The sequence below is a fragment of the Paenibacillus sp. LT-B23 genome, from assembly GCF_059417685.1.
Window position 1 is genome coordinate 11,322 of record NZ_JBSQBM010000018.1, and the last position, 20,152, is coordinate 31,473.

Here is a 20,152-nt window from a genome sequence, read left to right on the forward strand (position 1 = left end):
TGTGAGATTTTATTTTGGAAAGGCAGTTGTTGTTATGGAAGAGCAACTGAACAATTTATTAAAAGAGTCTTTTGCGGGGAAAGTTGTTCGCAAGGATCTCACTAAAAAAATTAAAGAGGGGGCAAATGTACCTGTATATGTTCTTGAATACCTACTCGGCATGTATTGCGCTACGGATGATGAAGAGGCAATTGAACAAGGCATTCAGCGTGTAAAAGGTATTTTGTCAGATAACTTCGTACGTCCGGACGAGGCGGAGAAGATCAAGTCCAAAGTACGTGAATTAGGTAGTTATACCATTATTGACAAGATAGAGGCTAAGCTTGATCCCGACAGCGATACGTATCGAGCGGTTTTTTCCAATCTTGGGCTAAAGAACGTTGTTGTAGCTGACACTTATATTAAACAGTATGAGAAGTTACTAGCCGGTGGTATTTGGTGTATTTTGCGAATGAACTACAATCGGCTTGATGAACGTTATGATGAATTTGATTCAGATGTACCAAAGGGGAATAAGAAAAATAGAGTCAGCCCGTTTGAGATCGAGGAGCTGACTCCAATTCAGATGGCACACATGGATATGCAGGAGTTTTTTGAGGGCAGAAAGCAATTTACTAAGGAGCAGTGGATGGATGCTCTACTACGAAGTGTTGGTATGGAGCCAACACAGTTTGAATATAAAACAAAATGGCATCTACTTTTGCGAATTGTTCCATTAGTAGAGAATAACTATAATCTTTGTGAGCTTGGACCTCGCGGAACAGGGAAATCGCATGTTTACAAAGAAATTTCACCTAATTCCATCCTGATCTCTGGTGGACAAACTACGGTAGCAAACTTATTTTATAACATGGCTAGCAGATCCATCGGGCTTGTTGGAATGTGGGACTGTGTTGCATTCGATGAAGTGGCCGGAATTACTTTCAAAGATAAAGATGGTATCCAGATCATGAAAGATTATATGGCATCGGGATCATTTGCACGAGGAAAGGAAGAAAAAAATGCTAATGCTTCAATGGTCTTTGTAGGTAACATTAATCAGAGTGTGGATGTCCTACTGAAAACATTTCATCTATTCGAACCTTTCCCGGATGCAATGGCGTATGATACAGCCTTTTTTGATCGAATGCATTATTATTTGCCTGGCTGGGAAATACCCAAAATGCGGCCTGAGTACTTTACTAATGAATATGGATTTATAACAGATTACTTAGCAGAATTTTTTAGGGAAATGCGCAAGCGAAGCTTTGGAGATGCGATTGAAAAGTACTTCAGGTTAGGCCATGACCTCAACCAGCGTGATGTCATTGCAGTCCGTAAGACTGTTTCTGGATTGATTAAGATGTTGTACCCACACGGAGAATATAGCAAAGAGGACGTATCTGAAGTGCTTGAATATGCGCTTGAAGGGCGGCGTAGAGTGAAGGAGCAACTTAAAAAAATTGGTGGTATGGAGTTTTATGATGTTCACTTTTCTTATCTAGACAACGCTACTTTTGAAGAGCATTTTGTAGCAGTGCCTGAGCAGGGATCTGGCAAGTTAATACCAGAAGGTCAAAGTAAGCCGGGGCATGTTTTTACTGTAGCTCATGGAGATACTGGAATGTTAGGTGTCTTTAAAATGGAGACAGAAGTTGTTGGAGGAACTGGTAAGTTTGAAGTAACGGGTATTGGGTATGATCGTGAGGCTAGAGAAAATGTAAAAACTGCTCAGAATTATTTCAAGGCTAATAAGAAACTAATTAGTGGCTCTATTAATATTGACACCAATAATTTACTTATGCATTTGGTTGACTGTCAAGGAGTAGGTACTCCTGCTGAGATTGCATTGTGTGCTTTTATAGGTCTATGCAGTGCTTCTCTGAGAAAGCCAATTCAAACACAAATGTGTATACTTGGTAATATGAGCATAGGGGGAACGATCAGTAAAGTGGAGGAACTTGCTAACACATTACAAGTCTGTTTCGATGCCGGGGCTAAGAAAATATTGCTTCCTATGTCTAGTGCCGTTGACATAGCAACTGTCCCGTCAGATTTATTTGCGAAGTTCCAGACTTCTTTTTATGTTAGTCCAGAGGATGCGGTTTTCAAAGCATTGGGAATTGAATAGTTGATTGAGTTTGAAGACACATGGAAGCCTTAGATAATGCATTGATCAAAATTCAGCCCCACCATGCATTGAAATTAGCAGGGTGGGGCTGAACTTATATTGGGATATTAAAGATCATCCTCCCAAGGCATGTTATCGAAAAAACGTTGTAGTTCAATAGCCTTGTACATATGTTGTTCTAAAAGAAGCGGATCAGAGGAGTTAAGCAGTGCCTCCTGCTCGTCCAAGTAATCTTTTAGTTCCTTAATAATAGAGGAGGTAACTTCTTCAATGGCGCGTTTTGTATCGTTCCAGTAATTGTTCATTCCCTCCGTATAATGTGATGCCACTTCTTTATCTGAGAAGAGCTTAACAACCTGCTTGGCCAATCTTTTTTTCCACCCGTCCCCAATAAGTGAACTAACAGCTAGCCAGGTTAGGGCCGCAAGTGCAATTCCGATTGTTATTGGTCCACCGATTGCTGCGACAAACGACGCCGCGGCTGCTGTTCCTCCTACTGAAATGCCAAGAGCTGAGAGTAGACTCACTCCTTTGGCAACTAGAATATATCCTCCTAAGTTTCCAACAGTGGCCGCCCATAGACCAAGACCACCGAGAACAGATGCACCCGCAAGTCCTCCCGCAAGAGCTCCTTTAAAATCAAATGGTATAGAGGTTTCATTAATGTTAATTCTACCAAGCCCGCCAAGAGTTCTCTCAAAGTTTTCAAAATAACTTGTAAGCTGATTATTAAATTCTTTAGAGCTTCGTTTCAAAATATCTTGCATTTTAGAATAGTAAGCATCTGACAAGTTTGAACCAATATACTCTTTGGCTTGTTTTTTGTCATAACCTTTTTCATTAATTAACTCAATAACATAGTCTTGAGTAACCTCAGTGGACTCCCAAACTTTAAAAGAATTAATATCGTTACTTTTACTAACTTCTGCAAAAGAGAGAAGTTGCTCTTTGGATCTTTTTATTTCTTGAAGTTTCTCTGGAAGTACTTTTTTTGTTTCATTATATTCTTTGCGGATTTTCTCGCTATGTTCTTGGATTGCAATAGCCTTCTTTACTTCCTCATCAAAATATCTAACGGCTTCTCTTTGAAATTGAGTTATATCCCGATTGAGCCGTTTCTTCCAGATTAGTGGAAACACTTCAGTGAGAACTCTTTTTATTTCAGTTTCAAAATCAATTCTTAGTGAAGCATCGTCCAAGGAATAAGTAAAGAATCGCTCTTTAAGCTTTGTAACCAATTCTTCCTTGGATGTATTAAAGGAATGCTTAATTACATTTTTGTCTAGTTGATTAATTACCTCACTAAGTCTTTCACGAATTTTACTTTGCAACTTACTTCTGTCGGATATATGATGCGCTTGAGAAGCAATAACAATTAAATTGTCTAGGAATGGTAAATCATTTATGGATGGCAGACGCTGAATGGTGTCTTTTAAGAAAGTTACTTGATCGTTTGTATTCAAGAAACTCGAACTCTGTGACATGAAAATGATCATGTCTGCTTGTTCTTTAATACGCTGAGCTTTCATCGTTTCCTCAACACTCTCTGTGCCGAATCCAGGAAGATCTACTAGATCGCAAGCGCTAAGAACGTCTGCTTCAAGAAATACTATTGCAGAGTCCACCTCACTTGATTTCTTTTTGGAGTCTCGATTACAGTACTCGTCTAATATCTCATAATCGCCAGATTCAATCATCAAACTCTCACAGTAGGAACGATCATATAGTTTACGATAATTCCAGGATTTCTTGTCGTTTTCGGCTCGGAAAATTATTACATTCGTCTTAGAGTACTCAGCTTCTTTCAGCCATGAAGGTTTATCATTTTTGTGTTTTACAAAAACCGTAGTTGAGGTAGTAGGTGTCCAATCAGCCAATAGGGCGTCAATACCTGTTAGCTTATTTATCAATGTGCTTTTCCCAGCATCTGAAGGGCCAACGAATCCTAACAATGGTTTTGAGTTAGAAGTTTGTATGACTTGGTAAAGGCTTTTTAGCTTCTCCATGCCAGCCGCTTCAATGTATGTTTCTTTGGATGCTAGTTCTTCCAGCTTGGGTTTAATATAATGCTCGAGTGTTGAAAGTTTAACCGATTCTTGATGATAAACATTAGGTATCCTAAACGGTTCGACTGTGGGGGTTAGGCATAATTCAGCTACAGAACACGCGGCTATTAACTCATTTGGAGATTTATTAGCTAATCCACACAGTTTGAAGAAAAAATCTATGTCTATAGTGGAGGTTTTGTTTTCATAGCGAGAAATTTGTTCTTGTGAAGTACCTGTCATCTCTGCCAATTGAACTTGAGTCACATTAATCATTTCACGAAACTTCTTTAAGTCAAAGTTATTCATTTTCATGAAAAATCTCCTCTCAAGGGTTATATATAGTTTATATCATATCTAAATATAATTGTAAATATATTCTTATAGATTTTTGTCATACTAATATATATATATCGTTTATTTCGGTATTCATGTCCTTTAAACTTTTGAACGTGGAGAAGAAAAAGGTCCGATATTTCTATGAAAATGAAACGTATAGTGAGAGGAATTTTTTGCTCCACGTATTGCACCTTGAAAATAAAAAAACTCATCTTATCCTGTACATTTTTCGTATCATTATGACTGAGTTGGAGGTATGAGAAATGAAGAGCAATGTGGTTAATTTGTTCGAGAAAACGGATAGTACGGCTAAACGGAGAAGCAATGAACTCTATGATACAGCATCCTTTTCGCATTCTGGATATCGTTTAACATGGGAGGAGGCAGTAAATCTCTTTTTGCAAGCTCGCCGCGCTGAAACGTCAAGTGAGCACAAAGTAAAATTTGAAAGGAGCAGCTTGACTTGTTACCGAAGCATTTTGCAGGAACAGGAGATAGAAGCCGAGATGTATGAGGTTTCTGCGGACTTCCTGCGAAATCAATTCATTATGGTGATGGTCGAAAAAAAGAGCTACAAGCTCAATACGATTAATAATCGGATCAAAGCCATAAAGGGATTCTTTCAGTTCCTATCGGATTAAGGTTGGATTGCGCATCATCCTGCTGAGCATTTGAAATTGCGCAAAGGCCACCAGCCAACGATAACTTCATTCTCAGAGGATCAGGTTATTGCACTGCTTCAGCAACCTGATCAGCAGACCTTCACTGGCTTCCGTGATTTCGTCATGCTGTCCTTGATTTTGGATTGTGGTCTGCGGGTTGGTGAGATGACCAAGCTTAAAATGAACCAGGTCGATGTGAAGGAAAGCCAGTTGCTCGGTGTCATTGGGGAGAGTAGGAAGCCACGGGATATTCCATTTTGTCATGATGTCCGTAAGTTGCTAATTCGGTATGTCAAAGCCAGAAGAGAAGTACCATCATTGCACTTTTTCGTAACATTGGATGGACTTCGCTTGGGGTACGGTCTGTTCAAGTTTCTATTCGCAAGTATGGGGAAGCAGCGGGGATTAAGGACGTACGCTCTAGCCCGCATAATCTCCAGCATACCTTTGCCAAGCTGTATATTATGAATGATGGTGATCCTTACAGCCTGCAGGATATTTTGGGACATACCTCGCAGGACATGGTCAAGAAATACGTGAATTTATGGCGGCCGGAGATGCGATCTAAGCATGCGAAATCGTCACCTATGAGGAGATTTTATAAGGAGAAGTTATTGGATTGAAAAAGGGATGTTGCTCAGAGGAGGTAAAATTGTACCTTTCTCTTGGAAAAGCAAGCAGGCCTGAAGAACACGCAGGCACTTGCTTTTCCCGTTCATTACCACCATCTACGCTCCAGCTTCTTTTGGTCAGCGTTCCTTTGGTGATCGCGTTTCCCGAAAAATTCGTCTTCCCGGGCAATCGTTGGGTCATACCAGTCTGCCTTGGCTTTTGCCCATGCTATCCAATCCGTTGACTTTGAATCAAGGTTTTCAGATGCCTCAACTGCTGCAATGTAGCGTCTTATTTTGCAGGCGGTATCGTAGTCCTCCGATAAATTTCCCAGTATAAGTGTTTGGTCAACCTCTTCATTTACACGTTGACGGTGTTCCTCTCTTCGACGTTCCTCTTCCTGACGCTTACGTTCGGCTTCTTCTCGAGCCTCGCGCTCTTGCCTGAGTATATCGGAAGCCTCGTACATCGATAGCATGAGATCACCAAGACGATCTTCAATGACGTATGATTTACAATCTCGGAAACTTTTTGAGCTATTAATCGAAACGGTTAGTCGGCCATTGTAAACATAGTCATACTTTCTGATTTTTGGCTTTGATGCCCAGGAATGGCGGCGCTTGTCTTCTTCATACTTTAGTAGTTGTATATTTTCTTCTTTCGTAGGAATATGCTGGATTTCGTCCTTTGCTTCTGTCACCGAGACAGAGACGGTTTCACCGTTAACAACAAACTTTAGATCGCTGGTTAGGGAGCATTCGAGCGGCTCCATGGCTTTGATTAGCGCATTAAAGATATGCAATACCCTGGGCAATGCTTCTTCAGAAACCGTGTCGGCAAGAAAAAGAGGAGTATCCATGGCTCTTCTATTATAACCTCTGGTTTCTTGCTCCCTATGTTTTCTCTTCCAATCAATGACTGCTTTTCGGTGGGCTACAATTGTCGGATGCATTTTGGCGTTCTCATCGGGCAGCCTGATTTGCGTTGCAATAGAGAGAACGACACTTCTATCCTCTTCATTCAAAAAGCTGAGAGTCTCTTTCTCGAGATGTGGAGTGTAATCCGTACCGGTTCGTACACCTGATTTTTTAGTGGGCTTGTTGGTTATAGGTAACGGAGTACGGGCTACTGGCTTGCCTGCTCGAAGCTTGGCCCAATACCCAACTGGAGGCGTGGGGATATCCAACGACTGGCATACCTTGCGGATTGCGACATCCGAGACAGCATACCGTTTAGCTATTTCGGTTACGGGAGCCAACCATATTTCATTGTATAGAAGCTCTCTGTCATAAATATTGAAGGTTTGTCCGGATTGCTCATACGTTTCTGGTAGGTCAATTGTTTGAGCGACCTCGCTGGCATCAAACTTCATTGTTGTAGAAGGGAAGGGGGGCTGCTCCTCCACTGGTAATGTAGGAGCTTCGAGTGCTGTTGATGCTTCTGCGATGCCTGCTTCCAACTCGGCTTTGCTGTAGCTTTCAATCGTTAAGCTTTGCCGCTTCTTTTTACGAGTAGAAGGGCGGGAGTTGGATAACAAAATGATTTCGTCTGCCGGCTCAGGTAATTCAAGCTTGGTTACAGGTTTGTTAAAATTGAGCTTTGTCCAGTATCCAGACGGAGGAATCGGAATGCCCGCGACTTTAATTTGTTTCATAAGGTGGGTATAAGGGAGGTTATATTTTTTGGCCACTCCGGCGACAGATATTTGCCAGATTTCCTCGTATAATTGTTTTCGAGTCATTTCAATATTCGAATACTCGGGCAAAGCGCTTCCCTCCTCTCCTTCACTCGACGAGCTTACTTCAACGATGGGAACAACTGCAGGTTCAATTCTAGTTGGTTGCTCTTCTTGTGTGACTTGTTGAACTGCTTCTTTCTCAACATGAAAGCCAATTGCAATGTTTTCTCCCGGCAGTGTCTGATTTACCTGCGGTGCAAGGAGTGCGTCGAATTGTTTGATCCCTCCAATCCCTCGTTTTCGCTTAATAGAAAAACCAGGTCCCGTTTCATCTCTTCGAATTGATTAATAATCGTATTCAAGTTTTTTTCAATATTCTCCACCTGAATCGCATTGATCTTGCCATGATTATAGGCAATAAGCCGTTCCGGTACGATGGTATAAGACCAACTTTCCCTATATCTATCTTCATTACGAATTGCAAAACCAATGGGCAACAAGTCATTTCTCATGCCGAGTGTCAGCATGTTTGGGGATATACCCAGGTAATCTGCTGCAATTTTAATGGTAATTTTGGACATGCCTCTGATCTCTTCATCCGAATACTTTGCCATACGTTTCACCTCCTTTAGCAGGGCGTTTTTCTTCCAGATTTAATATCATTATTTTCACTTTTATCATACTACATAGTAGTGTGCCGGGTAGTTGTTTTTGAGGATTTGATTATACGTAACCTCTATCCTGAGGCAACCATAGATTGAAGGATATGATGCCATTACTGTCGAAATTTATATAAATGCGTCGATGACTGGAGATGGCATAAGGCAGGATATTAACAAGCCTATCGGTGCAAGAAATTCTATATTAACGAGGGAATGTGTGACGAGTATGAAATTGTTCGACATTATTCCGGATCGACTGTTTACGCTGCTTGCGGGCTCTAATAAGCAAATCTATGCTGAGGCTCTGTTATTGCTGTACGATCAGGCACAGACAGAGCGCTTCGGCATTCGTTTTAACGTCATGCGGGATTTGCTGCAGGAGATGCTGGATACCCGGCGCGAATTGGGTGAGGATATTGCTGTGTTGGATACGGAAGACGAGGCGAGCGGACACGGTGACAATTTGAGTCAGATTAATATGGAAGACCTGACGAGAGCTCAAGCGAATACAATGTTGCGGCGACTGGAAGAGCGAAAGTGGATCGATGTGGAGACGCGAGCTCAATTCGAGCGGTTCATTGTATTGCCCCACTATGCCAGTCGGCTGATTGGTGTGTTAAAAGAGCTGTGCGATGCGAGGACGGTTGAGTACCAGCGATTTGCATTTTTGGTCTACCAATCGCTGACCGGAGAAGGAGCCCGGCTGCAGCCTTGTTCGGCCGTTATGAGTGCGGCGGAAGTAAGTAGACAGTTTCGACAGGAGCTTGTGGCGCTTTACAACAATATGAAGCACTTGATGGAACAGGTTGTTCAGAAGACGTCAATACAGGATGTGCTGGATCATCATTTTGACCATTATAAAACGCAAATTATTGACAAGAGTTATCATCGGCTGAAGACGTCTGATCATGTTGCTCGTTATCGAATGCAAATTCTAAATACGGTACAGCAATGGCTGCTAGATCGACAGCAATTGGAAGAAGCCGCACTCGACGGGGTGAAGAGCGGATTGTACGCTTCGGTAGACGAGGCTGGGCAGGCAGTGAAGCAGGCACTCTTTTTCATTGATGAAACGTTCAACGGACTGGATGAGTTGTTTTACCAAATTGATGTGCGTCACAATCAATACTTGCGTTCCTCTTATGATCGCGCTCGCTATTTGAGTCAGCAGAATGAAGGCATAGATCAGCAGCTTGCGCGTTTAATTGAACGGCTGAGCAAAGACTTATCGATGGATGGTACGGAGTCGTTGTTTGCGCTGCGCCAGACCCGCGCTCTTTCTGAACAATCCTTATTGCCGCCGCGGCGCAAGCGGGCTCCTCATCAACCTGATGTGCATGTAGCTGTGGAGATGCCTGATCATCTACTGGAGGAATTGCGAACCAAAAACCTAGAACGAATGCGCAAGGCGATTACCCGAAAGAAGGTCGATGATTACGTAACGAATCGTTTGGGTGAACGAGCAGAGATGGAAATGGCGGAACTCGCGCCCGAGAATGCGGAGCAGTTTATTATGCTAGGCTATATTTATTTGTATGGATCAGACGGGGGCTCGAACTTCCTGATTCGGCGAAGTGATGGCCGCAATATTCTAACGATTGGCGGATATCGCTTCGATAACCATACAATTGTCAATAAGAAAGGGGGCTCGAAAAGATGATGTTCGACGAATTGAGTGAATCTGAGCAAGCCAAGGTTCGTCATGTATTGAATCGGTTATTCGAGGTCAATCTGCTGGTTAGAGACAAGGACCGTGAAGCTTATGCCATCATACGGCGTCATAGTCAGGCACTTGAAGCCTACTTTCAATTTCTCGGCTGGGAACTAACAGTTGATGAACGTCATGAATGCGTCTTTCTCCACCTTCCGGATGGACGGCTCCGCAGACGTTTGGATAGGGAACAGACCCTTTGGCTACTTGTGCTGCGACTTCTGTATGAGGAGAAGCGACAAGGCTTGTCGTTAGCTGATTATCCGATGGTGACGTTGCATGAAATTCGTAGTAAGTTTGAGACGTTTCGGATTGAATGGGTGGGACGGACAGCGCTGGACAAACTTATTCGGTTGTGTGCACAGTTTCAGTTGCTCGAAGCGATGGATGAGGATCATCGTACGGACGATGCACGGTTCAAACTGTACCATACCTGGATGTATGTTGTTCAGGCTGACGAGATCGCTCAACTTACGGAAAGACTGGAACGCTACGATGCCACAGAGGAAGGAGGATTGCTGGATGAAATGGATGACACGGCTCCGGTTGATTAACTGGCATTACTTTAAGGATGTAACTATGGAATTTGGCCGACAGACACTAATTACAGGACAAAATGCCGCCGGTAAATCGACGATTATCGACGCCCTTCAGGTGCTGTTTGTAGTTGATCAGCGGCTTATTCGCTTCAACGCTGCAGCTCACGATGAGGCGAAGCGCAGTTTTGAGAATTATCTAATGGGCAAGATTGGCAGCGATGAACGCTCGTACGTTCGGGACGGGGATTTTACGACCTACATTATTGCCGAGTTCCGTGACGAGGACAAGAAGGAATCGTTTGTTATCGGTGCAGCTATCGACGTGTACCGCGACCGTTCGTATGAGGAAGAGTATTTTATATTGGCTGCATGCAAGTTGGATCAGCTTGACTTTGTTAATCCGCAAGGCCAGTTGCTGAATCGGGAAGCGTTTAAACGACGATATGGAGTCGGTGTTGGGACTGGTCTTGGAGAAGGAGATCTGCAGCTTGGTGTGAGGCAGGGTTCAAGGAGGCGGGCTCTATTTGAGCGTAACAAGTCTAACTATCAGAAGGCATTGTTGGCAAGATTGGGTCAACTGCAGGATCGATTTTTCCATATATTCACCAAAGCACTGTCGTTTAAGCCGATTCGCAATATCCGGGCGTTCGTTTACGACTACATCCTGGACAAGCGTGAGTTACAGTTGGATTTGATGAAGCAGAATTTCGAGATTCATGAGCGCTACAGGCAGGAGCTTGAACTGCTGCAGAAGCGAAAATTGCAGTTGCAGGGCATTCGAGATGGCTATCAGGAATATGCCCGGCTCAAAGAAACAATTAAAGAGCAGGACTATGTTATTCGAAAATTAAAATTGTTGTATGAAACAGAGAATCTCGAGCAACAGGAGCGTTTGAAGCATCAAGCGGAGGAAAAGTTGGCTTACCTACAGGAAAGTGCTGGATTGGCAGAGTGTAAGTTGAATGAGGCGCGTGAACAGTCGCAGCTCGCTTACCAGCGCTGGCAGAATCATGCAGCTGAAAGACGCAAGCAGGAACTGGTGGCGGAGATTCGAGAGCTTGAGACGAAACGTGTGGAACTGGAGAAAATATTGTCCATTTACTGCACCAGGCTTGATCGGGAGAGACAATTGCTGGAGAACTTCTCCACCTGGACGGACGGAGAATATTGGTCGTGGGAAACAGGTGAGCAGGAGCAGATTGGACAATATACGGAGCATCTTGCGGGATTGCTGGAGATTGTAGACAAAGGCAAGGCAGAAGAATTGGATGAAGAAGCATGGGCCGCGAGATTAGCTGCAATTGGTGAAGCCCGGTCTGGTTGGTATGACCGGCTCTTGATAGGCGAAGCTCGTTTACTGGAAACACTGAATGCGGCGGAGGAGCAGGCGACCGAACTGGAGAGCATTATCCGTGATCTAGAGCAGAAGAGGCGCAGCTATGCGGAGCCGGTCAGACAGTTGAAGGCATTGTTGGAGGAAAGGTTAAGGGGACGTTCCGCGGTCTGGATTTTTTGTGAGGAAGCAGAACTTGTTGACGAAGGCTGGCGGGATGCACTGGAAGGTTATCTGAATACGCAACGATTTGATCTATTGGTGGAACCGGAATGCTTCGCGGAGGCCCTCGGCATCTATGAGCGAGAGAAATGGACGCGAAAGCTCGAAGGCGTAGGTCTTGTCGATACTGAAAAAGAAAGAAAATATCTAGGCACAGCGGAGCCGGGTTCGCTGGCCTATGAGCTTATTGCTGAGCATCCTGTCGTTCGGGCTCGTGCCGAGCACCTGCTAGGCAGGGTGATGAAAGCCAAAGACGAGCAGGAGTTGCGACGGTATCGTACAGCCGTTACGCGTAGTTGCATGGTATACAATAATCTTGTGGCCAGACAGATTCCGAAAAAGCACTATGAAATTCCTTATATTGGAACAAAGGCAATCGCGCACCAATTGGAGATTCGCAAGTTGGAGCTTCAGGAGGTTAGGAATAAAATTACAAGTCTAAGGGAGTTGGCGGCGGGCTTCCGTGAGTGGATGGAGCGATTCCGGGACAAGGATGCTGTATATAACGGGTTATCATCTCCCCTCGCATTGCCGCGAGAACTGGAAGCTTGCAGGTGTCGTCAGGAAGAAGTAGAACTAGAATGGGAAGAACTTAATCTGGCGGAAGCTGAACGTCTTAAGGCTGAGTACGAGCATTGGCGCGAGGCGGAGAAGCAATGGACGGAAAAATGGGGAGGCCTCTTGCAGGATAAAGGCACGGTTGAAGCCGAGTGTAAGCAGCTTGCGGGAGCTTTGCTCGTTCAACAGAATAGATTGCGAGATACTGAAGTTATCCTTGAGCAATGGGTGGGTGAGTATGGTGCTGAGAGTGAGCATCGAGCCAAGCAGCGTTATGAGGAAGCGGAGCGATCAACGACAGTTAGTACGTGGCAAAAGTTGCAAAACTGGGAACGTAGCTCCAAGGGACTACAGACCAAGCGTGATGACCAATTCAACGATGTAGCCAAACTCAGGCAAAAGTACAATGTTGATCATGCTTTCAGTGGTGATGCGAACGATTCCGAGAATGATGCCTATGACCGTCTGCTCGATACAATCGAGCATCTTAACATTCCACAATATCAGGAAAAGGTTGCAGAGGCGCTTGCAGAGTCCGAGGAGGAGTTCAAGTCCCACTTCGTATTTAAACTTCGGGAAGCAATTGAGATGGCGCGGCGTGAATTCCAACAATTGAACTTTGCACTGCGGAACTTCCCCTTTTCTGACGACAAGTATCACTTCGAGGTTTCGCCGAGCGAACGGTACAAGAAATTTTATGAGGCAGTGATGGACCCACTTTTGATGGAGAAAGGCTCTCTGTTCGACTTGCCGGAAAATGATCGGACTGCAGTGCTACATGAATTGTTCGAAATGCTAGTGCGTGGAGAGGTCGGGCAGATGGAAGAGTATGCCGATTACCGACAATACCTGGACTTTGACATCATGGTTTCTTCGAGCAGTGGGGGGCGTTACCGGTTCTCTCAAGTGCTTAAAGAAAAATCCGGCGGTGAGACACAGACTCCTTTCTATATTGCGATTCTAGCTTCGTTTCATCATTTATATTCAAACAAAAGCTCTCGTCTGGTTGTCTTCGATGAAGCGTTCAACAAAATGGACGAACAGCGTATTCAATCCAGTTTGCGGCTAATTAAGCAAATGGGACTGCAATTGATAGCCGCTGTTCCAGACGAGAAAATGCAGCATATGGCACCTGAAGTGACGACTACGCTGTTTGTCAGCAAGCATGACTACCAGTGCTTTGTTGATATGATTGACCGCTGGGTTCCAGATGAAGCGGAGACGAGTCCTGCATTTCACAATATTGAAGCAATCGAAAAATCGATAGCCCTCAAGCAAGATAAGTTTCCCGATGCAGACTCATCCTCGTCCAAGTTCGGGGAAAGCGTAGAGAGTCCTCCGTTTGAAAGTGAACGCGAGGGAGGGCAAGGCTCCTTGTTTTAAATCGGCAGCGGGAGGTAAGACCTACGTATGGAAGCAGACGAAATAGGGTTTAAGCAGAAATTTGGCAGGGATTTGCTGGCCCTGCTTTTGGACAAATACGAGCAAAGCCAATCATTTGCCACAGGGACTCCTGGAAAAATGCGTCCCCAACTCGTAATTGGGAAAAGTCCTTTTGCTCGGGATTATAACGATGAGATGGACTTTCGAAAGCGTCATTGGATGAACGAAAGGCTAGCCGAGTTGGAGCAGGTGGATGTTGTTCAACTTACAAGGACTAAATATCGTTCGGACGAAATAGAGAAGGTATATTTGCAATGGGAGGCTGTAGAGGAGGCGTATCGGATTTCCGGTCGTACTCCTTTACGCACCAAATTGGAGCAATTGCGGGCTTCTCTGATTCCGTTGAGTTCTCATCCGTGGCGTTGGATTCAAGAGTGGCGACAGGAAATGGACGATGCATTGGCGCAAGGCAAGACTGTTCGCCTCGATCCAGATGATGTGCAAGGAACGGTTGATCTAGTGTGCACGTTGAACGAGTTGCCGCTGCTTGGTGATCGTGCAGTACCAATTCGCATCTTTAGCCAGCAGCTATTTCGAGATACGAAGCATCTGGAGCGTCAGACGCTTAAACGGCTGATTGCTCTGGCGAAGCAGGCTTCTGGTGAGCAGCGGGAGACAGAAGAAGAATGGTTGGATTGGCTTGGTCTTACTCGTAATCCTCAAAGTGTCTTTTTATGCGGTTCACTTGTCTTTCGAGTCCGCGACGGCAAGCAGGTTGACACCAGCGCATTTCCGGGCGGTCTCGGGCTTTCTGGTGAGACGATTGATGCAATGACGCATGTCTTTATGCATGCTCGTCACATTCTTACCATTGAAAATTGGACGAGCTACCATTATTATCTAGAGCAGCCTTCGGTTCGTGCTGGCGAGGTTCTTGTCATCTACACAGGAGGGTACCCAAATCGTGTCTTGCAAAGCTTTCTCCGAAAGCTGAGTCAGGTAGTAAGTGAAGCGTCAAATCCGCCAGAACTACTCCACTGGGGCGATATCGACCTTGGCGGAATCCGCATTTTTAAGTGGATTCAATCCAATTTTTTCCTCGGGCTTCGACCTTATCGGATGGGAGTGGATACGCTACTCCAGTACGAATCACAAGCAGCGCCTGTCAGTGAAGATTATGCCAGTCAGCTACTTCATGCGTTGAGTGAACCACGATATGCGGATTGGCTTCCGGTGCTGGAAACCATGATAGAGCGCAGGATTCGTCTGGAGCAGGAGTGTATCGTAGACTTAGAGACGGATTTTATACAAACTTAAAGCAGGTTGTGCTGCATCGTTGGACGGAAATTAGAGCCAATTTAGCCAGTTTTAATGAAAAGAAAGGGGACCCGAAAAGAGAACAAGAATGAATAAATATTAACCAGCATTCACTCTTTCCGTTCTGATAGTTTTTGCTGGATATTCATTCATCAAACTTTTCTTTTCGGACAGCCCCATCTTAATATTCATAGAATTCGTTTTATATTTTCAACAGGATAAACAATAATAGGGTCTTAAGATCCTCAATCTTCTGTCAGTATACAAGTTCTCAAGATATTTTAATCTTGAGGGATTAACGTTAATTGGAAATTAAAAAGCAGGAATAGTGAGCCATTCTAATCCCCAATCCTCACGTCTTATACGCTCTCTGATGATTTCACTAACTTCATCAAAAATCTCCAAAAGTTCATCGTATGTATCTCCGTCATCCCCAATTTTGTTCTACATTCCTGAACCAATCAAAAAGTAATTCTAATCGTCCATATTAAATAACTTGGCAGGAATTTTGTGTATTTGAGCTATATAACTGTTGCATTCGCTACAGGGTTATAAGGCAATATGAAGTGAGTTTAATTGTTGATTTATTCTATTTTAAGGTGAATTAATTTTTTCTTAGCGGCATCTGTTTGAGCTTTATAAGGCCTTATTATCCGCAAGGAATAAACTCCTCAATTCCATCCTGCAGATTTTTATATTTATGAGGTTCCGATTTTGGTTAAAAAATGAAACGATAAGTAGAGGGATAAAACCTCCTTGTTCATTGAAAACAAAATACTCATCTTATCCGGTACATTCTTCGCATGCTCCAAAAGGAGAAAGCTAGTCTGCAGGTGCGCCATAATCATCTTATATTATAAGAATGCGAGCGATTTTGCCATGCAGTAAATAAATGATGGTTCCATTTAAGGCGACGATTCATGCGAAGGTATAATGATACTTCTGTCCAGCCACAGCTTATCGCAATGGGGGCAGCTCGCAGAGAACCTGGGAGAGGCTAGCTACCTATGAGAATGACTAACCATCGTTCGCCGGATAAGTAAATTGTCAAACCAAAACATAGGAAGAGGGGCATTCGTATGCCCCTTATACGCTAGCTTGTTGTGCCTACCTATGCGTTTATTTTAAACGAATCCCTTTAATAATGAATGTTCTCGATCTTTTTTATTGGGAGGTATAGTATGAAGCACAATTTAATTCGATATAGCATGCAGATTGCTATGCTTAAGCAGCTATTGTCCATATCCTGATAACCGAACAGGAATTTCATGCGCTCAAAAATAAGATCATGAAAGACTATGGTGTGATTTCTGACCTGACAACCTGATTCGCACAATTGTTGATTGCACCCAGTCTTATTATACTGATTCCGAGATAATAAGAGCTGAAGGAGGATTAACAATGGCATATGAAGTTGAAGTGATTAAGGCCAGCCGAAAAATAACAGACCGGAAAGCTGGAGGGCTTTCCGATATTTTAAGAGTAGCCCATATGCAAGAGTAAGCACGGATACAGAGGAACAGCTTAGCAGCTATAAATCGCAGGTTTCCTATTACACTGAACTGGTAAACAAACGTTCGGATTGGCAGCTTGTTGATATTTACGCAGATGAGGCAGTAACCGGAACACAGGTTAATAAGCGTGAGAACTTCCAACGCATGATTGATGATTGCATGAATGGGAAAATTGATATGGTTATTACCAAGTCCATTTCCCGATTTGCTCGAAATACATTGGATACACTCAAGTATGTACGGATGCTGAAGGAGCAGAATGTAGCTGTAGTCTTTGAAGACGAGAACATTAATACAATGACAATGGATGGCGAATTGTTACTGGTCATTTTAAGCTCAGTAGCGCAGCAAGAGGTTAAAAATATATCCTCCAACGTTAAGAAGGGCTTAAAGATGAAAATGAAGCGCGGCGAGCTGGTTGGCTTTCAAAGCTGCTTGGGCTATGATTATGATGTACAGACAAAGACAATATCTATAAATGAAAAGGAAGCCGAACTGGTTCGTTATATATTCGAGCGTTACATAGCGGGCTACGGAGCTTACATGATTGCTAAGGAATTAACCGCCGCGGGTTATAAAACGAGGGCAGGTCGAAGCAATTGGCAGGATACAGCGATTCTTGGTATCGTTAAAAATGAAAAATATAAGGGAGACTTGCTCCAAGGAAAGACCTTACCGTTGATCCGATCTCAAAGAGAAGACTGGAGAATTACGGCGAAGAAGACCAGTTTTACATTAGGAATCATCATGAGCCAATAGTGAGTGAAGAGGTTTTTGAAAAAGCACAGGCTATTTTGCATCGAAGAGGAGCAAGACTAAGAGGCGTTGAAAAAGGAAAACGCGATAAATACAGCAGGAAATTTCCTTTTAGCAGCAAGCTGGAGTGTGCGTTTTGCGGTAGTAACTTATCTAGGCGAAATTGGCATAGCGGCACGACGCACGAAAAGACGATTTGGCAATGTGTGACCGCAACCAAAAAAGGAAAGAAGTATTGTCCTCAAAGCAAGGCTTTAATTGAAAATGTCATTGAGAGTGCTTTTCTTGAATCCTACAGAAGATTGTGCAGCAATCATATGGATGTATTAGATGAACTGATGAAGCATATGGAGACTGTTTTCAGCAATCAGAACCATATGAGACAATTAAATAAAGTGAACAATGAAATCAAACTCATGGAGCAAAAGCGTTGTAAGCTCATTGACCTGTGCTTAGATGAAAAAATAGATCGAGCTACCTATGAGAGCGAATATGCGGAGTTGGAGAGTCAGCTTAGTGAGTTGTTAAATGAGCAGGCGCAGCTAGAGCAAAGCTCGCGGCAGGAATTGGATGTGAAGAAGAGACTGGAGCATCTTAGAAAGGTACTGCAAAAGAATGAGGTGCTTTCTTCATTTGACCGCAATGTATTTGAGAGCATTGTGGAGAAGGTTACTGTAGGGGATTCAACTGATCCTGCACAGTCTGACCCGCATAGATTAATGTTTATTTATAAAACAGGCTTTACGAATTCGGTGGAGAGTAAGATGATTAAACAAAAAAAGCTATCCAGAAATGAAAGGGGGGAACCGCATTCCTATACTTTGAACGACACATGTGGAGAGCATTGCAAGGATTGAAAGGCTGAAAGATTGATGAATAAAGGGATGCAGGCGATTCGCAAAGCTAATCATTTAGTGCGATCCTTGAGAAGATAAAAAAGATATTTATAAAATATTGAGGTTTAATGAAAGATGAGGATTCATCTTATGCCAAAAAACGATAATATGCTGGCCATTCTATGGATGCTGAATTCAGGCGTAAAAATGACTGCAAAACAAATATCCGAAAAGTTAGAAATAAATATAAGGACAGTTTATCGGTATATTGATGCACTATGTGCCAGTGGAGTGCCTATAATATCCGACACAGGTCATAATGGCGGGTATAGCTTGCTGAATAACTTTATCAGAGCACCTCTGCTATTTGATATTGAAGAAAAAAAGGCACTCCTTCATGCTGCTGTTTTTGCAAAAGAAGCCGGATATCCTTTGAGTGAGGCATTAGGCAATGCGACATCAAAATTGAAAATGTATTCGAATCAGGAGCAGGAAAGTATACTTAGCCGTCATTTAGCCGGATTTGAAGTTATAAACCGCATGGGAGACCCTTCTGTTCAGCCGGTATTGGCGGAATTGGAGCAGGCTGTAGCAAACGAATTCTCTGTAGAAATTGATTATCGCACAAGCCATGAAGAACAACCCAAGAATAGGGTGATAGACCCCTATGGAATGGTCTACTGGAACAATAAATGGTATACTGTTGCATTTTGCCACCTAAGGAATGAAATCCGCAGCTTTCGGGCAGATCGGATTCTACAAATCAAGCGGACTCAATTCATATTTAAGCGTCCCGAAGCTTTTTCGGCCCGTGAATTTTTTATGCAAAATCTGTTACCTGATTTAGTGGGCAAGGACGGGTTAATTTCTTTAATTATCGGAGGCAGGTCAGAGGCATTGGATGACTTGTGCCTGCATTGGTTTTTGGGGCATCATCTGAAAGAGCGGACATCAGATCAAGCAATCTTTTTACTTGAGGAAAAATCAATTCATATATATGTCCCTTATTTTCTCCTATCCTACGGGAAATCCATTCAAGTAATCGAACCACAGAGTTTGAAGGAAAAACTTGTTGCTGTTGCGTCGGAGCTAATGGAATATTATCAACTTTAATAGCTTCACTGACAGCAGATGTCAGTGAAGCTATTTTATAATGATGATAATCATTGATTACCAATGGATGATTGGTACCACTTGATAAATTATAAAATAAGGAGAATTTGCAAATGAATAATACAGTATATCTTTATGTGTTCGACACAATGGCAGACTGGGAGATAGGTTACTTAACTGCCGAACTGAACTCGGGAAGATATTATAAAAAGGGGTTGGCCCCATCAAAAATAGTTACCGTGGGAATTGAAAAGACTCCTGTAACTACAATGGGCGGATTGAAAATACTGCCTGACATCAAACTGGATGAGTGCAGCATTGAAAGCACAGATACATTGATTTTACCCGGCGGAGATACATGGACAGAAACAATTCACCAACCCATCTTAAAAATCGTTGAGAGGTGTTTAAAGGAAGGTATATGGGTTGCAGCGATTTGTGGTGCTACCATGGGACTCGCCCAGACAGGATTGCTGAATTCACGTTGGCATACAAGCAATGATCTGGAATACCTTAAAATGATCTGTCCCACTTACACGGGCGAAAAGTATTACAAAATGGAGTCTGTTGTAACTGATGGAAAACTGATCACTGCATCTGGAACAGCTCCGTTGGAATTTTCTGTACACGTCTTAAAAGCTCTGGGTGTGTTTTCTTCAAAAACATTAGATGCCTGGTATAGTCTTAATAAGACTCAGGATTCCAAATATTTCTATGAGTTGATGAATTCAATCCAATGAAGGTATAAGCATAAAATTGATA

12 protein-coding genes and 2 pseudogenes are annotated in these 20,152 nt (G+C 43.2%); 11 read left to right on the top strand and 3 right to left on the bottom strand.

The genetic code is table 11. The annotated features are described in order from the left end of the window. Positions 1-34: 34 nt before the first annotated feature. Entirely contained in the window at positions 35-2,110 is a 2,076-nt protein-coding gene (gene brxL / locus ACWXW9_RS20675; protein ID WP_494930947.1) for a protease Lon-related BREX system protein BrxL, read from the top strand. Positions 2,111-2,217: 107 nt separating this feature from the next. Here brxL and ACWXW9_RS20680 read toward each other — a convergent pair whose 3' ends face one another. Further along, complete coding sequence (locus tag ACWXW9_RS20680) at positions 2,218-4,470, bottom strand: helix-turn-helix domain-containing protein (RefSeq protein ID WP_494930948.1); 2,253 nt, start codon at positions 4,468-4,470, stop codon at positions 2,218-2,220. 287 nt (positions 4,471-4,757) lie between these two features. Between ACWXW9_RS20680 and ACWXW9_RS20685 the strand changes: the two genes are divergently transcribed. Next, a complete protein-coding gene (locus tag ACWXW9_RS20685; protein ID WP_494930949.1) occupies positions 4,758-5,135 on the top strand; it encodes a hypothetical protein in 378 nt (125 codons plus the stop codon). Positions 5,136-5,171: 36 nt separating this feature from the next. Then, positions 5,172-5,779, top strand: a pseudogene (locus ACWXW9_RS20690) (tyrosine-type recombinase/integrase). Positions 5,780-5,874: 95 nt separating this feature from the next. Here ACWXW9_RS20690 and ACWXW9_RS20695 read toward each other — a convergent pair. Beyond that, the gene (locus ACWXW9_RS20695; protein ID WP_494930950.1) at positions 5,875-7,533 is read right to left on the bottom strand and encodes a hypothetical protein; all 1,659 of its coding nucleotides are present in this window, start codon (positions 7,531-7,533) and stop codon (positions 5,875-5,877) included. Positions 7,534-7,691: 158 nt separating this feature from the next. Continuing rightward, the gene (locus ACWXW9_RS20700; protein WP_142546877.1) at positions 7,692-8,060 is read right to left on the bottom strand and encodes a hypothetical protein; all 369 of its coding nucleotides are present in this window, start codon (positions 8,058-8,060) and stop codon (positions 7,692-7,694) included. Between the two features lie 274 nt (positions 8,061-8,334). On the opposite strand from ACWXW9_RS20700, the gene ACWXW9_RS20705 reads away from it, so the two are divergent. From ACWXW9_RS20705 to ACWXW9_RS20740, 8 genes and pseudogenes are all read left to right on the top strand, one after another. Next, positions 8,335-9,768, top strand: coding sequence for a Wadjet anti-phage system protein JetA family protein (locus tag ACWXW9_RS20705; protein ID WP_494931012.1), 1,434 nt, complete (start codon positions 8,335-8,337; stop codon positions 9,766-9,768). Further along, positions 9,765-10,373 carry a DUF4194 domain-containing protein gene (locus ACWXW9_RS20710; RefSeq protein WP_494930951.1) on the top strand — a complete coding sequence of 203 codons (609 nt, stop codon included), beginning with the start codon at positions 9,765-9,767 and terminating at the stop codon, positions 10,371-10,373. The genes ACWXW9_RS20705 and ACWXW9_RS20710 overlap by 4 nt, the downstream gene beginning before the upstream one ends. Continuing rightward, a complete protein-coding gene (locus tag ACWXW9_RS20715; protein WP_494930952.1) occupies positions 10,342-13,854 on the top strand; it encodes an ATP-binding protein in 3,513 nt (1,170 codons plus the stop codon). The genes ACWXW9_RS20710 and ACWXW9_RS20715 overlap by 32 nt, the downstream gene beginning before the upstream one ends. A 27-nt stretch (positions 13,855-13,881) precedes the next feature. Next, entirely contained in the window at positions 13,882-15,171 is a 1,290-nt protein-coding gene (locus ACWXW9_RS20720; protein WP_494930953.1) for a Wadjet anti-phage system protein JetD domain-containing protein, read from the top strand. Between the two features lie 1,550 nt (positions 15,172-16,721). Further along, positions 16,722-17,294, top strand: a pseudogene (locus ACWXW9_RS20725) (recombinase family protein); the annotation flags it as partial. A 149-nt stretch (positions 17,295-17,443) separates the two neighbouring features. Then, a complete protein-coding gene (locus ACWXW9_RS20730; RefSeq protein WP_494930954.1) occupies positions 17,444-18,298 on the top strand; it encodes a recombinase zinc ribbon domain-containing protein in 855 nt (284 codons plus the stop codon). A gap of 129 nt (positions 18,299-18,427) precedes the next feature. Next, entirely contained in the window at positions 18,428-19,390 is a 963-nt protein-coding gene (locus ACWXW9_RS20735; protein WP_494930955.1) for a helix-turn-helix transcriptional regulator, read from the top strand. 113 nt (positions 19,391-19,503) lie between these two features. Continuing rightward, positions 19,504-20,130: a type 1 glutamine amidotransferase family protein gene (locus tag ACWXW9_RS20740; protein WP_494930956.1), complete on the top strand. Its 627-nt coding sequence runs from the start codon at positions 19,504-19,506 to the stop codon at positions 20,128-20,130. Positions 20,131-20,152 lie beyond the last annotated feature (22 nt).

Coding starts and splice junctions, on each gene's coding strand:
- ACWXW9_RS20680 (WP_494930948.1), bottom strand. CDS start 4,470: ATGAAAATGAATAACTTTGACTTAAAGAAGTTTCGTGAAATGATTAAT.
- ACWXW9_RS20700 (WP_142546877.1), bottom strand. CDS start 8,060: ATGGCAAAGTATTCGGATGAAGAGATCAGAGGCATGTCCAAAATTACC.
- ACWXW9_RS20705 (WP_494931012.1), top strand. CDS start 8,335: ATGAAATTGTTCGACATTATTCCGGATCGACTGTTTACGCTGCTTGCG.
- ACWXW9_RS20715 (WP_494930952.1), top strand. CDS start 10,342: ATGAAATGGATGACACGGCTCCGGTTGATTAACTGGCATTACTTTAAG.
- ACWXW9_RS20710 (WP_494930951.1), top strand. CDS start 9,765: ATGATGTTCGACGAATTGAGTGAATCTGAGCAAGCCAAGGTTCGTCAT.
- brxL (WP_494930947.1), top strand. CDS start 35: ATGGAAGAGCAACTGAACAATTTATTAAAAGAGTCTTTTGCGGGGAAA.
- ACWXW9_RS20720 (WP_494930953.1), top strand. CDS start 13,882: ATGGAAGCAGACGAAATAGGGTTTAAGCAGAAATTTGGCAGGGATTTG.
- ACWXW9_RS20740 (WP_494930956.1), top strand. CDS start 19,504: ATGAATAATACAGTATATCTTTATGTGTTCGACACAATGGCAGACTGG.
- ACWXW9_RS20735 (WP_494930955.1), top strand. CDS start 18,428: ATGCCAAAAAACGATAATATGCTGGCCATTCTATGGATGCTGAATTCA.
- ACWXW9_RS20685 (WP_494930949.1), top strand. CDS start 4,758: ATGAAGAGCAATGTGGTTAATTTGTTCGAGAAAACGGATAGTACGGCT.